At 60.0% G+C, this 13,501-nt stretch carries 13 protein-coding genes; 1 reads left to right on the forward strand and 12 read right to left on the reverse strand.

Features of this window, described 5'->3' with window-relative positions:
* Position 1 precedes the first annotated feature (1 nt).
* The 12 genes from fabZ to rpsB form a co-directional block, all read right to left on the reverse strand.
* Entirely contained in the window at positions 2-496 is a 495-nt protein-coding gene (fabZ, locus tag OX459_RS12895) for a 3-hydroxyacyl-ACP dehydratase FabZ (protein WP_071077748.1), read from the reverse strand.
* Positions 493-1,548: a UDP-3-O-(3-hydroxymyristoyl)glucosamine N-acyltransferase gene (gene lpxD / locus OX459_RS12900; RefSeq protein ID WP_289905332.1), complete on the reverse strand. Its 1,056-nt coding sequence runs from the start codon at positions 1,546-1,548 to the stop codon at positions 493-495. Before lpxD ends, fabZ begins: the two co-directional genes overlap by 4 nt.
* Before the next feature lie 70 nt (positions 1,549-1,618).
* The gene (locus tag OX459_RS12905; protein ID WP_099379860.1) at positions 1,619-2,137 is read right to left on the reverse strand and encodes an OmpH family outer membrane protein; all 519 of its coding nucleotides are present in this window, start codon (positions 2,135-2,137) and stop codon (positions 1,619-1,621) included.
* A gap of 51 nt (positions 2,138-2,188) precedes the next feature.
* A complete protein-coding gene (gene bamA, locus OX459_RS12910) occupies positions 2,189-4,525 on the reverse strand; it encodes an outer membrane protein assembly factor BamA (protein WP_289905333.1) in 2,337 nt (778 codons plus the stop codon).
* An 83-nt stretch (positions 4,526-4,608) separates the two neighbouring features.
* Positions 4,609-5,970: an RIP metalloprotease RseP gene (gene rseP / locus OX459_RS12915; protein WP_289905334.1), complete on the reverse strand. Its 1,362-nt coding sequence runs from the start codon at positions 5,968-5,970 to the stop codon at positions 4,609-4,611.
* On the reverse strand, positions 5,967-7,151 hold the full coding sequence (gene ispC, locus OX459_RS12920) for a 1-deoxy-D-xylulose-5-phosphate reductoisomerase (RefSeq protein WP_099664329.1): 1,185 nt from the start codon (positions 7,149-7,151) through the stop codon (positions 5,967-5,969). Before ispC ends, rseP begins: the two co-directional genes overlap by 4 nt.
* Positions 7,152-7,159: 8 nt before the next feature.
* Positions 7,160-7,993: a phosphatidate cytidylyltransferase gene (locus OX459_RS12925; protein WP_289905335.1), complete on the reverse strand. Its 834-nt coding sequence runs from the start codon at positions 7,991-7,993 to the stop codon at positions 7,160-7,162.
* Positions 7,993-8,760 (reverse strand): polyprenyl diphosphate synthase, encoded by a 768-nt coding sequence (uppS, locus tag OX459_RS12930; RefSeq protein WP_099664331.1) that lies wholly within the window; start codon positions 8,758-8,760, stop codon positions 7,993-7,995. The genes OX459_RS12925 and uppS overlap by 1 nt, the downstream gene beginning before the upstream one ends.
* A 99-nt stretch (positions 8,761-8,859) precedes the next feature.
* Complete coding sequence (gene frr, locus OX459_RS12935) at positions 8,860-9,420, reverse strand: ribosome recycling factor (protein ID WP_034784152.1); 561 nt, start codon at positions 9,418-9,420, stop codon at positions 8,860-8,862.
* Between the two features lie 176 nt (positions 9,421-9,596).
* Positions 9,597-10,313: a UMP kinase gene (pyrH, locus tag OX459_RS12940; RefSeq protein WP_034752258.1), complete on the reverse strand. Its 717-nt coding sequence runs from the start codon at positions 10,311-10,313 to the stop codon at positions 9,597-9,599.
* Positions 10,314-10,461: 148 nt separating this feature from the next.
* Positions 10,462-11,373: a translation elongation factor Ts gene (tsf, locus tag OX459_RS12945; RefSeq protein ID WP_034752260.1), complete on the reverse strand. Its 912-nt coding sequence runs from the start codon at positions 11,371-11,373 to the stop codon at positions 10,462-10,464.
* A gap of 158 nt (positions 11,374-11,531) precedes the next feature.
* Complete coding sequence (gene rpsB / locus OX459_RS12950) at positions 11,532-12,284, reverse strand: 30S ribosomal protein S2 (RefSeq protein WP_010397614.1); 753 nt, start codon at positions 12,282-12,284, stop codon at positions 11,532-11,534.
* 390 nt (positions 12,285-12,674) lie between these two features.
* Here rpsB and map point away from each other — a divergent pair, with 390 nt between their 5' ends.
* Positions 12,675-13,487: a type I methionyl aminopeptidase gene (gene map, locus OX459_RS12955; RefSeq protein WP_099668116.1), complete on the forward strand. Its 813-nt coding sequence runs from the start codon at positions 12,675-12,677 to the stop codon at positions 13,485-13,487.
* The last annotated feature ends 14 nt before the right edge of the window (positions 13,488-13,501 follow it).

Consider the following 13,501-nt stretch of genomic DNA (forward strand, 5'->3'; position numbering starts at 1 on the left):
ATTACTGCCCCGCTGGCTGGCTCGCAGACTGGCTCGCATCCTGCGCGCTGCGGATGGTGCACATCAGTTCCGCTTCCAGCGCCACCTTGCCGTCGACGGAGCCGACTGCCTTGTATTTCCAGATGCCGCGCGAGACGCGCAGGATTTCCACATCCATTTTCAGCTGGTCGCCCGGTTCGACAGGACGCTTGAAGCGCGCATTGTCGATGCCGACGAAGTACACCACCGAATTTTCGTCCGGTTTCACGCCCATCGACAGGAACGACAGCAAGGCCGCCGTTTGCGCCAGCGCTTCGATCATCAGCACGCCGGGCATGACCGGTTTGTGCGGGAAATGGCCCTGGAAGAACTCTTCGTTGACCGTCACGTTCTTGATGGCGGTGATGGTTTTGTTCGCTTCCCAGTCCAGCACGCGGTCAACCAGCAGCAGCGGATAGCGGTGCGGCAGCAGCGATTTGATGGCCAGGATGTCGAGGGTCTTTTTTTCAGTAGTCATTTTTCGTCTTGCGTGGTCAGTGTTTTAATTGTTTTTTCAAGCGCGCGGATCTTCTCGCGCATGCTTGACAGGTTGCGCACGATGGCGGCGCTCTTTTCCCAGTCGGCGTTCTTGGCCAGCGGATAAAAACCCGTGTACTGGCCCGGCTCCGCGATCGAACGCGAGACCATGCTGCCCGAGCCCACGTGGACGCGGTCGGCAATGGTCAGGTGGCCCAGCACCATGGCGGCGCCGCCAAAGGTGCAGTACTTGCCGATGACGGCGCTGCCGGCCACGCCGACGCAGCCGGCCATGGCCGTGTGTGCGCCGATATGGCAGTTGTGGCCGATCTGGATCTGGTTATCGAGCTTGACGCCATCTTCGATGATGGTGTCGGCCAGTGCGCCGCGGTCGATGGTGGTGTTGGCGCCGATATCGACATCGTCACCGATCACCACCCTGCCCGTCTGCGGAATCTTGATATACACGCCGCCTTCGTTGGCAAAGCCGAATCCGTCGGTGCCGATCACGGCGCCCGAATGGATGATGCCGCGCTGGCCGATCACGCAGCGCGCATGGAAGGTCACGTTGGCCAGCAGTTGCGTGCCTGCGCCGATGACGGCGTCGCGCCCCACCACGCAGCCAGGCCCGATGACGCAGCCGGCACCGATCACGGCGCCCGCTTCGATCACCGCATGCACGCCGATGGAGGCGCTGGCGTCAACCTGCGCGCTGGCGTCGACAAAGGCGCCCGGATGGATGCCGACCGGGGCCTTGATCTCGTGCAAGGCGGCGAAATACTGCGCCGCGCGCGCGAAATACACATAGGGATTCGGTGTGACGATGCGCGCGCCGGCGTACTCGTCGCCGATCAGCGCGTCGTCGGCCGGCGTGAGGATCAGCGCGGCAGCGCCGCTGCTGGCCGCCTGTGCGCGGAATTTGCTATTGCTGAGAAAGCTGATGTGCGAAGCGCCGGCGTCGGCCAGCGGTGCGATGCCTGTGACTTCCAGGTTCGGATCGCCCGCCAATTGCCCGCCGAAGCGTTCGACCAATTCTCCTAGTCGAGTGCCCATCTGATTACCTTTATAAATACGCCTGCCAGTGCACGCAGAGCATGCACTGGCAGGCTTGAAACCGTTTCGATTACTTGTCCAGCGCCTTCAAGACCTTGTCGGTAATGTCGATGCGCGGGCTGGCCCACAGGGCTTCCTGCAGCACGATGTCATATCCTTCGATATGCGCCATCTGCTGGATGATGGTGTTGGCTTTTTCCGCGATGGCGCTGCGCTCTTCGTTCGTGCGCTGACTCAGGTCTTCGCGGAACTCGCGCTGGCGGCGTTGCAGCTCCTTGTCCAGCTCGAAAAACTCGCGCTGGCGCTTGGCGCGCTCCGCCTCGCTCAGGGTCGGCATGTCCTTTTCCAGGGCTTCGTTGGCGACCTTGAAGCGGCTGGCCAGTTCCTGCACGGCTTTTTCACGCGAGCGGAACTCTTCGGCCAGCTTGGCGCTGGCCAGCTTGGCCAGCCTCGATTCGTTATAAATACGTTCGCTGCTGATCCAGGCGATCTTCGACTCCTGAGCCTGCGCCTGCACCGGCAACAGCGAACTCCAGCACAATGCAATCATGGCAAGGGACTTGGGCAGGGTAGCGGATGCGGTGTTCATGATACTCCATGGTCAAAAAGTAAAAGCTGTCGCCCCGGTTCAGATGGCCGGTTAGAAACCGGTGCCCATCTGGAACTGGAAGCGCTCCAGGCGGTCCGTCGGCTTGGCGTTCAGCGGCTTGGCATAGCTCAGCTTGAGCGGGCCCACCGGTGAAATCCAGCTGATGCCCAAGCCAGCAGAATAGCGCAATTGCGAAATCCGCATTTTTTCGCCTTCCTGGTAGACCTGGCCGCCGTCAAGGAAACCGAACCAGCGCAGACTGCGGTCATTGCCCGAACCGGGGAATGGCATCTGCAGTTCCGCGTTACCGATCAGGCGCGAAGCGCCGCCCAGGGCATCGTTGGTGCTCGGTTCAACCGCGCCCAGCGAGGAACTCAGATAGCCGCGCACGGAACCGATGCCGCCGCCGTAGAAGTTCTTGAAGACCGGATACACGTGCTTGCCGATACCGTGGCCGTAATCGATCTCGCCCTTCAGCGCCAGGGTGATCTTGCTGAACAGCGGACGGAAGTACTGGTGCTCGTAGATGGCACGGAAGTACTTCTGGTCGCCGATCAGGTCAGCCTCCAGGTTGATGCGCTGGTAGCGGCCGATCGATGGCGTCATGGCGCTGTCGCGGCTGTCGCGCTGCCATGCCGCCGTCAGCGGGATGGAATTGGTGGTGGCCGAACCGATACCGTCGGACGGGCCGCCATTGTCGACCACGTACTGCTTGAAGCGGATCGGGCTGGTGACGTCGGTCTCGATGCGCGAGCGCTCGCCGCCGATACCGAAGAAGACGGTGTCGACTTCGGAGAACGGCACGCCGAAACTGACGCGGCCACCGGTTTGCTTGATCTTGTAGCTGCCGATGTTCAGCGCCGGCGGTTCCGTCGTCCGCAGGTAGACTTCAAAGCTGCGCGAAATGCCGTCGTCCGTGAAGTACGGATTGGTTTGCGAAAACGCAATCGTGCGGCTGTAATGGCTGGTATTGAGTTCAATACCGACCGTGTTGCCGCTACCGGCAAAGTTGGCCTGCGAAATCGACGCCGACAGGGTGAATTTTTCCGATTGCGAGAAAGCGCCGCCGATCAGGAAGTTACCCGTTGGTTTTTCCACCACCGTCACATTGACGTCGACCTGGTCGGTCGTGCCCTGCGCTTCCGGCGTGTCGATGGTCACGTCCTTGAAGTAGCCCAGACGGTCGACACGGTCGCGCGACAGCTTGATCTTGTTGCTGTCATACCAGGACGATTCGAACTGACGGAATTCGCGGCGGATGACTTCATCGCGCGTGGTGGTATTGCCGGCGATATTCATGTGGCGCACGTAGACGCGCTTGCCCGGATCGATGAAGAAGGTGAAACCGACTTCATGCTTTTCACGGTTGATTTCCGGATTGGCGTTGACGTTGGCAAACGCGTAGCCGAACGTGGCCAGGCGGTCCTGGATGCGCTTGTTCGTCGCCGTCAGGCGCGCGCCCGAATAGATTTCGCCTTCGCGCATCAGGTTCAGGGCTTTCAGTTCTTCTTCGCGACCGAACATCTCGCCTTCGAACTTGGTGCCGGCGATCTTGTACTTTTCACCTTCGGTGATATTGATCGTCAAGTAAATGTCTTTTTTATCGGGCGTGATCGACACTTGTGTCGAGTCGACCTGCATTTCGATATAGCCGCGGTCCAGGTAGTAGGATTTGAGCGACTCGATGTCGCCCGTCAGCTTGGTCTTCGAATATTGATCGGCCTTGGTGTACCAGCTGAACCAGCCGCCCGTGTTCAGGGCCAGCTGCTCGCGCAGTTCCTTGTCGGTGAAGGCCTTGTTGCCGACGATGTTGATTTGCTTGATGCGGGCCACGTCGCCCTCGTCGACGGCGAACACCACGTTGACGCGGTTGCGCTCGATCGGCGTGACGGTGGTGGTGATCTTCACGCCGTACAAGCCATGCGACAGGTACTGGCGCTTGAGTTCCTGTTCCGCGCGGTCAACAGACGCCTTGTCGAAAATCTTGGCTTCGCCCACGCCGATTTCCTTCAATGCCTTGACCAGCACATCCTTTTCAAATTCCTTGGTACCCGTAAATGCCACGGAAGCGATGGCCGGACGTTCCTCGACCAGCACCACCAGCACGTCGCCCTCGGCTTCCAGGCGCACATCCTTGAACATGCCCGTCGCATACAGGGCCTTGATGGCGGCAACGCTCTTCTCGTCGGAGAACGTTTCGCCGACCCGCACCGGCAGGTAGGCAAAGACGGTGCCCGCTTCGGTACGCTGGATCCCTTCGACCCGGATGTCCTTGACAGTAAATGGCTGGACGGCCAGCGCGTGGCCGGAACAGATGGCCATGACGGCGGCGCCGATCAGGCTGCGACGAAAGGAAGGCAAGGCAAAACGAGCAGAATGTAATTTCATTGGGGTTATTCAATGGGTAAATCAATGGACAACATACACAAAAGATTGCTTGTGCGACTCACGCAATGGCATCAACCACGGCCCTAATTCAGCAATCGCAACACGTCATTAAAGACGGCAAGCACCATCAAGGTCAGCAACAAACCGATCCCCAGGCGCTGGGCAATCTCGCCTACGCGCTCCGGCAAGGGGCGTCCGGTCAAAACTTCCAGCGAATAATACAGCAAATGCCCGCCATCCAGAACAGGAATGGGTAGCAAATTCATCACGCCAAGACTGATACTGATGAAGGCAATGAAGCTCAGGTAGCTTACCAGGCCGATGCGCGCCGTCTGGCCCGCGTAATCGGCGATGGTAATGGGCCCCGTCACATTCTTCAGCGAGACCTGGCCGGTGATCATTTTGCCCAGCATTTTCAGGCTCATGACACTGGTATCCCAGACCTTGGCGGACGCCTTGCCCACGGCAGAGAACGGTCCGGAGGCCACGGTGATCATATCCGGCACCTGTCCCAGCTTTGCCTGTATCTTACCAACTGTTACAGCTCCCTCTACCCCGGCGCCCGGCACGGCGTCCGGCGTAATGGACAGGGTCAGGTCCTGGCCCTGGCGCAAGAGCTGTAATTGCAAGGTCCGGCCCGGCGCCTGGCTCAGGGTGGCGATGACGGCCGCCACGTCGTGCACGGGCTGTTCGTCGATGGCCAGGATCTGGTCGTTTTTCTGCAAGCCGGCGCGCGCGGCGGCGCCATCGGGCATGATTTCCATCAAGGTGGGCGCGGAACGGGCCAGGGTCAGGCCCAGCTTGCCCAGCACGTCGCCTTCCAGGTCCGCTTCCGTCAGGCTGGCCGTCGGCAAGGTCGCTTCCTGTTGGCCACGGTCGGGACGGCGCACTTCGATGCGCGCCGGCTGCTTGTCGAGGGTGGCCTGGATCAGTTCCCAGCGCAGCTCGGACCAGCTGGCCACAGCCTTGCCATTCACCGCTTCGACCGTATCGCCGCTGCGCAAGCCGGCCGCATAGGCGGCGGTCTGCTCGGCCACGGGGCCGAGCTTGCTCGACGGCTCTTCGATGCCATGCATGAACAGGCCCGCATACAGCACGATGGCGACGAGGAAGTTGGCCAGCGGGCCGGCAGCCACGATGGCGATGCGGCGCCAGACGCTCTGGCGCGTGAATTCGCGGCGCAATTCGCTTTCCGGCAAGTCGCTGAGGTCTTGCGCGCGGCTGTCGAGCATGCTGACATAGCCGCCCAGCGGCAGCGCGGAAATCGCCCACTCCGTCTGGTCCTTGCCAAACTTGCGCGAATACACCACTTTTCCCATGCCGATCGAGAAACGCAGCACTTTTACGCCGCACCAGCGCGCCACCAGATAGTGGCCCAGCTCGTGCAGGGTGATCAGCGAGCCCAGCGCGACGATGAACGCCAGCAAGGTGGTAATCAGGGTCATGCGGCCAGCCTGTGGGCAATGTACGCGTGCGCGGCCGCTCTGGCCAGGCGGTCCTGCTCCATCACGGCCTCGATGCTGGAGGCGGCGCCGTGCGGCACCGTCTCGATCACGTGCGCGATGACGCGGTCGATCTGGCGGAAGCCGATCTGTTCGTCGAGGAAGGCTTGCACGGCCACTTCATTGGCCGCGTTCAGCAAGGCCGGCGCCGTGCCGCCCGCGCGCAAGGCGTCGAAGGCCAGCGCCAGGCAGGGGAAGCGGCGGAAATCGGGACGTTCGAACTGCAAGGTGGCCACTTGCGCCAGGTCAAGCTGCGCCACGCCAGAGTTGATACGCTGTGGATATGCCAGCGCATGCGCGATCGGCGTGCGCATGTCCGGATTACCCAACTGGGCCAGCACGGAACCGTCGATGTACGACACCATCGAATGGATCACGCTTTGCGGGTGGATCAGCACTTCGATCTGCTCCGCCGGCGCGCCGAACAGCCAGTGCGCCTCGATCACTTCCAGGCCCTTGTTCATCATGGTGGCCGAATCGACGGAAATCTTGCGCCCCATGGCCCAGGTCGGATGCTTGCAAGCCTGGTCCGGCGTGACCGTGTCGAGCGTCTCGACGTCGCGCGTGAGGAAGGGGCCGCCGGAAGCCGTCAGCACGATTTTCGCCACGCCCGCGGCGCCGGGCGCGCGGCCATGAGCATGCGGCATGCATTGGAAGATGGCGTTATGTTCGCTGTCGATCGGCAGCAGTACGGCGCCGTTGTCATGCACGGCATCGATGAACAGCTGGCCGGACATGACCAGCGCTTCCTTGTTGGCCAGCAACACTTTCTTCCCGGCACGTGCCGCCGCCAGGGTCGGCGCCAGGCCGGCCGCGCCGACGATGGCTGCCATCACGCCCGTCACTTGCGGCGCGCTGGCGATGGCGCACAGTGCCTCCACGCCATACTCGACTTGCGTATCGACGCCCTGCCCGCGCAGCAAACGCGTCAGCTCAAGGGCGGCGTCAGCCGTGCCGACGACGGCGCGCTGGGGACGGAATTGCAGGCACTGGGCGGCCAGTTCGGCGACACGGCTGTGCGCGCTCAACGCATACACGCTGTATTGCTCCGGGTGACGCGCGAGCACGTCCAGGGTGGACACGCCGATCGAACCGGTCGCGCCTAGGATGGTGATGTATTGCATGAGTTTCCTTAAAGCCAGCTGGCCACGAGGGCGGCAAATGGCAGGACCGGGATCAACGCGTCGATACGGTCGAGTACACCGCCATGGCCAGGCAGCAGGTTGCTGCTGTCCTTGATGCCGGCGCGGCGCTTCAATTGGGATTCGAACAGGTCGCCGACGATGCTGGCGGCGACGATCAGCAGCAGCACCAGCAAGGCCACCAGCCAACCGCGGCGCAATTGCAGCTGCACGGCAAAGGTGTCTTGCAAGACCGGCAGCGCTGGCGCGGCGAAAATCGTGATGGCGGCGATGACGAGCACGGCGATGCCGCCGCCGATGGCGCCTTCCCAGGATTTACCAGGAGAAATACTTGGCGCCAGCTTGTGCTTGCCGAAAGCCTTGCCCGAGAAATACGCGCCGATATCGGCGATCCACACGAGGGCCATGACGGACAGCAGGTACAAAGGGCTATGCAGGAACAGGGCGATGATGGCGACGAAGCAGCCGACGATGGTCACTGGATACACCAGACTGAGCAAGGTATTGCCCAGGCCTTCGGTGGGCGGCAAGCCCGTCGCCAGCGAAGGCACGAAGCGGATCAGCCAGATGGCCACGCACAGGGCGAACCAGAAATTGAGCTGCGCCATGCCGTTGCCGACAAAAAACGTATAAGCGAAGGCGGCAGTCCAGATGGCGGCAATCAAGAGCGCCTGGCGATTTTTGAAAATGCGGAAGCTTTCCCAGATGGCGGCGCCGAAGAACGCCGTGGCGATCACGGCGAAGGCGGGGAAGTAATTCAGATACAGAACCGGCAGCAAGACCGCCAACAAGACCAGGGCGGTGATTATCCGTGTTTTCAGCATCAGTTTGTCTTTTCAGTTAGTTGCGCGCTGGTACGGCCAAAGCGCCGTTCGCGCTGCTGGTAAGACGCGATTGCCGCGTCGAGGCACTCGTCATTGAAGTCGGGCCAGAAAGTCTCGGTGAAAAACAACTCAGTGTACGCCAGTTGCCACAGGAGGAAATTGGAAATGCGCTGCTCGCCGCCCGTGCGGATGAACAGGTCGGGCTCGGGCGCGTAAGCCATGGCCAGGTGCGGCGCCAGTTGCTCTTCCGTGTAGGCGTGCCCGGCGCTCTGGCCGTTGGCTGCCGCCTCGGCCGTCATTTTGTTGACTGCCTGCATGATATCCCAGCGGCCGCCGTAATTGGCGCAGATGGACACCGTCAGGCGCGTGTTGTTCGCCGTCTTGCGCTCCGCATTGGCGATCAGGGTTTGCAACTGCTCATTGAAGCGCGACAGGTCGCCCACGACCTTCAGGCGGATATCATTGGCGTGCATCTTGACCACTTCGCGTTCCAGCATGGTAACGAACAGGCGCATCAGCATCGACACCTCTTCTTCCGGGCGGCGCCAGTTTTCCGAACTGAAGGCAAACAGGGTCAGGTACTCGACACCGCGATCGAGGCAAGTCTCGACGATGCCGCGCACGGCGTCGGCGCCCTTGACGTGGCCAGCCACGCGGGGCAGGAAGCGCTTGGTTGCCCAGCGGCCATTGCCATCCATAATGATTGCCACATGGCGCGGCACCGTGCCCACCTCAGGTACTGCCGTTGTCGAACTCGAATAGATCATGAAAACACGAATACCAAAAATAAAAGATAGCTATTATGCGCCAAATAGCACTGCCCGGAAAAGCCATGCTTTTCCGGGCAGCGTCAAAAGAACTGAAAACTAGACCGTCAGCACTTCTTTTTCTTTGTCGACCACCATCTTGTCGATGTCGGCAATAAACTTGTCCGTCAGCTTCTGCACTTCTTCCGACGAGCGGCGCTCATCGTCCTCGGAGCAGGCTTTTTCCTTGACCAGTTTCTTCAGCGACTCGTTCGCATCGCGGCGAATGTTACGCACGGCAATCTTCGCGTCTTCCGCTTCGCTCTTGACCAGCTTGACCATTTCCTTGCGGCGCTCTTCCGTCAGCGGCGGCGTCGGAACGCGGATCAGGTCGCCCTGTGCCGACGGGTTCAAACCCAGGTCGGCGTCGCGGATGGCTTTTTCGATGGTGTTGGCCATCTTCTTTTCGTACGGCTGCACACCAATGGTGCGCGCGTCGATCAGGGTCACGTTGGCGACCTGGGTCAGCGCCGTCGGCGAACCGTAGTAATCGACCATCACGTGGTCCAGGATACCCGTATGGGCGCGGCCGGTACGTACTTTGGCCAAGTCGGCCCGCAGTGTTTCCAGCGACTTCGTCATGCGTTCCTGGGTGTTCTTTTTAACGTCAGCTAAGGACATTACCTACTCCTTGTCTTGATAATAATGAATATTCTATTGCGCTTGCGGGTTGAATGGTACCGCAGCCGGGAGTGCCGAAAACCGTTCAGGGCAAGGCGCAGCGCCGAAGACAGTACTTAATGTACGGCGAGGCGCTGCAACGCAGCCATGGGCGGTTTCTCGGCGCTCCGCTTCCCTTATACGTGAACCAGCGTGCCTTCATCTTCACCCATGATGACGCGCATCAGCGCGCCCGGCTTGGTGATCGAAAACACTTTGATTGGCAGTTTCTGGTCGCGGCACAGGGCGAATGCGGTGGCATCCATCACTTGCAGGTGCTTGGCGATGGCGTCGTCGAACGTAATCGTGTGAAACAGGGTGGCGTTCGGATCCTTCTTGGGATCGGCCGTGTAGACGCCGTCGACCTTGGTGGCCTTCAGGACGATCTCGGCGCTGATCTCGGAACCGCGCAGGGCGGCTGCCGTGTCGGTGGTGAAGAACGGATTGCCGGTACCGGCGGCGAAGACGACCACTTTACCTTCTTCCAGGTATTGCAGGGCTTTCGGGCGGACATACGGCTCGACCACTTGCTCGATGCCGATGGCCGACATGACGCGCGCGGTGATGCCGACGTGGCGCATGGCATCGGCCAGGGCCAGGGCGTTCATCACCGTGGCAAGCATGCCCATGTAGTCGGCGGTGGCGCGGTCCATGCCTTGCGCACCAGGCGCGACGCCGCGGAAGATATTGCCGCCGCCAATCACGATTGCCAGTTCCACACCCAACTTTGCCACCTCGGCCACATCGGCCACCATGCGCTCGATCGTGGCGCGGTTGATGCCGTAGGGATCATCACCCATCAGGGCTTCGCCGGACAACTTGAGGAGGACGCGCTTGTAGGCTGGTTTTGACATGAGCTGGGGCTCCATAAATGAGGTTATTCGAGTATGACATGGCGCAGCGCCTTGCAGCGCCGGATAGGCGGGAGGAAGCTGCCCATGCCGCCGCCCGGCACGACAGGTGCGGGCGGGCCAAAAAAACGGGCCTCTCGGCCCGCTTTACTTACGCTCCCTGGGAGGCAGCCATCTGTGCTGCGACTTCTGCTGCGAAGTCGTCTTGCTTCTTCTCGATGCCCTCGCCCACTACGTACATGGCGAAACCTTTGACGCTGGTGTTAGCCGCCTTCAGCATTTGCTCAACCGACAGCTTGTCGTTTTTCACGAAAGCTTGGTTCAGCAGGGAAACTTCTTTCAGGAACTTCTGTACGGAACCTTCCAGGCGCTTGGCCAGGATTTCCGGCGATTGCGCTGGTTTGCCTTCGGCGGCCGCTTTGGCTGCGTCTTCTTCGGCTTTCAGTTGTGCAACCGAACGCTCTTTTTCGATCAGTTCCGCAGGAACTTCGTTCGACGACAGCGACACTGGCTTCATGGCAGCGATGTGCATGGCCACGTCTTTGCCGACTTGCTCATCGGCGCCGTCGAATTCGACGATCACGCCAATGCGCGAACCGTGCAGGTACGAAGCCAGCTTGGCGCTGGTTTCGAAACGCTGGAAGCGGCGGATGGTCATGTTTTCGCCGATTTTGCCGATCAGGGCAGCGCGCACGTCTTCCAGGGTCTTGCCATCGAGTGGCAGGGCCAGCAGGGCAGCGACGTCAGCCGGGTTGTGTTCTGCTACCAGACGGGCAGCGTTGTTGGCCAGTGCCAGGAAATCGTCGTTTTTCGCAACGAAGTCGGTTTCCGAGTTCACTTCGACCAGGGCGCCTACGCCATTGGCGATGTAAGTTGCCACGACGCCTTCAGCGGTGATGCGTGCCGATGCTTTCGATGCCTTGCCGCCCAGTTTGACGCGCAGGATCTCTTCCGCACGAGCCATGTCGCCTTCGGCTTCGGTCAGTGCTTTTTTGCATTCCATCATTGGTGCGTCGGTTTTGCCGCGCAATTCGCCTACCATCGCTGCTGTAATCGCTGCCATGTGTTTCTCCTGATTCGGTGAGTCGATAGTCGCGGCCGGGCATGCATGCCTCGCCAGCGGTCACTATCGTTTTTTTGTTAAAAAAAAGGGGGAGCTGCTGCCACCCCTTTTCCCTTACTGCTGTGCTTACAAACGGCTATCCTGCGATAGCCTGGCCATTAAGCCTGTTCGTTTACTTCGACGAATTCGTCGCCAGCGGCTGCTTTAACCATTTCAACAACTTCGTTACCGGCAGCTGCACGGCCTTCGATGATTGCATCAGCAACACCGCGAGCGTACAACATGATGGCTTTCGAGGAGTCATCGTTACCTGGGATCACGAAGTTCACGCCTTCTGGGGAGTGGTTGGTATCGACAACGCCGATGACCGGGATACCCAGTTTAGCTGCTTCGGTGATCGCACCTTTGTGGTAGCCGACGTCGACGACGAAGATTGCGTCAGGAATGCCGCCCATGTCCTTGATGCCGCCGATCGATTTTTGCAGCTTGATCATTTCGCGGGAGAACATCAGCGCTTCTTTTTTCGACAGCTTCTCGATCGAACCGTCTTCGATCATCACTTCCATGTCTTTCAGACGCTTGATCGAGGTTTTGATCGTTTTGAAGTTGGTCAGCATGCCGCCCAACCAACGTTGATCAACGAAAGGCACGCCAGCGCGTTGTGCTTCAGCAGCGATGATTTCGCGAGCTTGACGCTTGGTGCCAACCATCAGGATGGTGCCACGGTTTGCAGCCAGTTGACGCACGTGCTTCATTGCGTCCTGGTACATCGCCATGGTTTTTTCCAGGTTGATGATGTGGATCTTGTTGCGATGGCCAAAGATGAACGGTGCCATTTTTGGATTCCAAAAACGGGTTTGGTGACCAAAGTGGACACCGGCTTCCAGCATTTCGCGCATTGTTACGGACATTATTAACTCCAGGGTTGGGTCTGGAATCCGATCAGTCACCATACAGGCACCCTTGTCGACCGGATTCGCGTGTTTATATAAATTAAAGACACTGTTTTACTACATTGCTTAAAAGAGAATTCAAGCAACCCGGGATTCTACACCGAAATGCCCATTTCATCAAGTCCACGGCGCAAATCGCGCGCGCAGCGACGGCAAGCGTTGCACCACGCTGGTGCAAGGCGTATCCGCCATGGCCATTCCCGCAAAAAACGCCAACCTGCCATAGGATGGAGGCGGCGGATACAGGGCGCCTCGTTTATAATTTCGACATATTTGCAGACTTTTCCTCCTACGCTGAGATTCGTCTGTGCTTTTCACCCGAACAACTTGCAGATTGCGAATTACATCATGTCCACCATCCGTATCAATACCGCCGCCGACATCGAAGGCATGCGCGTTGCCGGCAAACTCGGCGCCGAAGTGCTCGACTACATCACCCCCTTCGTCAAGGTCGGCGTCACGACCGGCGAACTGGACCGCCTGTGCCACGAATACATGGTCAACGTGCAAGGCACCATCCCTGCCCCGCTGAACTATTGCCCGCCCGGCTACACGCCCTACCCGAAAGCCATCTGCACCTCCGTCAACGACGTCATCTGCCATGGCATCCCCGGCGACAAGGTCTTGAAAAGCGGCGACTCCGTCAACCTCGACATCACCGTCATCAAGGATGGCTACCACGGCGACAACAGCCGCATGTTCCTCGTCGGCACGCCGACCATCCTGGCCAAGCGCCTGTCGGAAATCACCTATGAATGCATGTGGCTGGGCATAGCCCAGATCAAGCCCGGTGCCCACCTGGGCGATATCGGCCACGCCATCCAGCAGCACGCGGAAAAGGCCGGCTACAGCGTGGTGCGCGAATTCTGCGGCCACGGCATCGGCAAGGTCTTCCATGAAGAACCGCAAGTGTTGCATTACGGCAAACCAGGCACCCTGGAACGCCTGGAAGCGGGCATGATCTTCACCGTCGAACCGATGATCAACTCGGGCCGCCGCGAAATCCGCGAAATGAACGATGGCTGGACCATCAAAACCAAGGACCGCAGCCTGTCGGCGCAATGGGAACACACGGTGCTGGTGACGGAAACGGGCTATGAAGTGCTGACCGTCTCGCCCGGCATGCCGCCGCCACCGGCCTTGATCCTGAACAAAGCCTGATTCTCCACCCCACG

Source organism: Janthinobacterium sp. SUN026 (genome assembly GCF_030397625.1).
In the GTDB taxonomy this organism is placed as follows: Bacteria; Pseudomonadota; Gammaproteobacteria; order Burkholderiales; family Burkholderiaceae_D; genus Janthinobacterium; species Janthinobacterium kumbetense.

Coding starts and splice junctions, on each gene's coding strand:
- fabZ (WP_071077748.1), bottom strand. CDS start 496: ATGACTACTGAAAAAAAGACCCTCGACATCCTGGCCATCAAATCGCTG.
- lpxD (WP_289905332.1), bottom strand. CDS start 1,548: ATGGGCACTCGACTAGGAGAATTGGTCGAACGCTTCGGCGGGCAATTG.
- OX459_RS12905 (WP_099379860.1), bottom strand. CDS start 2,137: ATGAACACCGCATCCGCTACCCTGCCCAAGTCCCTTGCCATGATTGCA.
- bamA (WP_289905333.1), bottom strand. CDS start 4,525: ATGAAATTACATTCTGCTCGTTTTGCCTTGCCTTCCTTTCGTCGCAGC.
- rseP (WP_289905334.1), bottom strand. CDS start 5,970: ATGACCCTGATTACCACCTTGCTGGCGTTCATCGTCGCGCTGGGCTCG.
- ispC (WP_099664329.1), bottom strand. CDS start 7,151: ATGCAATACATCACCATCCTAGGCGCGACCGGTTCGATCGGCGTGTCC.
- OX459_RS12925 (WP_289905335.1), bottom strand. CDS start 7,993: ATGCTGAAAACACGGATAATCACCGCCCTGGTCTTGTTGGCGGTCTTG.
- uppS (WP_099664331.1), bottom strand. CDS start 8,760: ATGATCTATTCGAGTTCGACAACGGCAGTACCTGAGGTGGGCACGGTG.
- frr (WP_034784152.1), bottom strand. CDS start 9,420: ATGTCCTTAGCTGACGTTAAAAAGAACACCCAGGAACGCATGACGAAG.
- pyrH (WP_034752258.1), bottom strand. CDS start 10,313: ATGTCAAAACCAGCCTACAAGCGCGTCCTCCTCAAGTTGTCCGGCGAA.
- tsf (WP_034752260.1), bottom strand. CDS start 11,373: ATGGCAGCGATTACAGCAGCGATGGTAGGCGAATTGCGCGGCAAAACC.
- rpsB (WP_010397614.1), bottom strand. CDS start 12,284: ATGTCCGTAACAATGCGCGAAATGCTGGAAGCCGGTGTCCACTTTGGT.
- map (WP_099668116.1), top strand. CDS start 12,675: ATGTCCACCATCCGTATCAATACCGCCGCCGACATCGAAGGCATGCGC.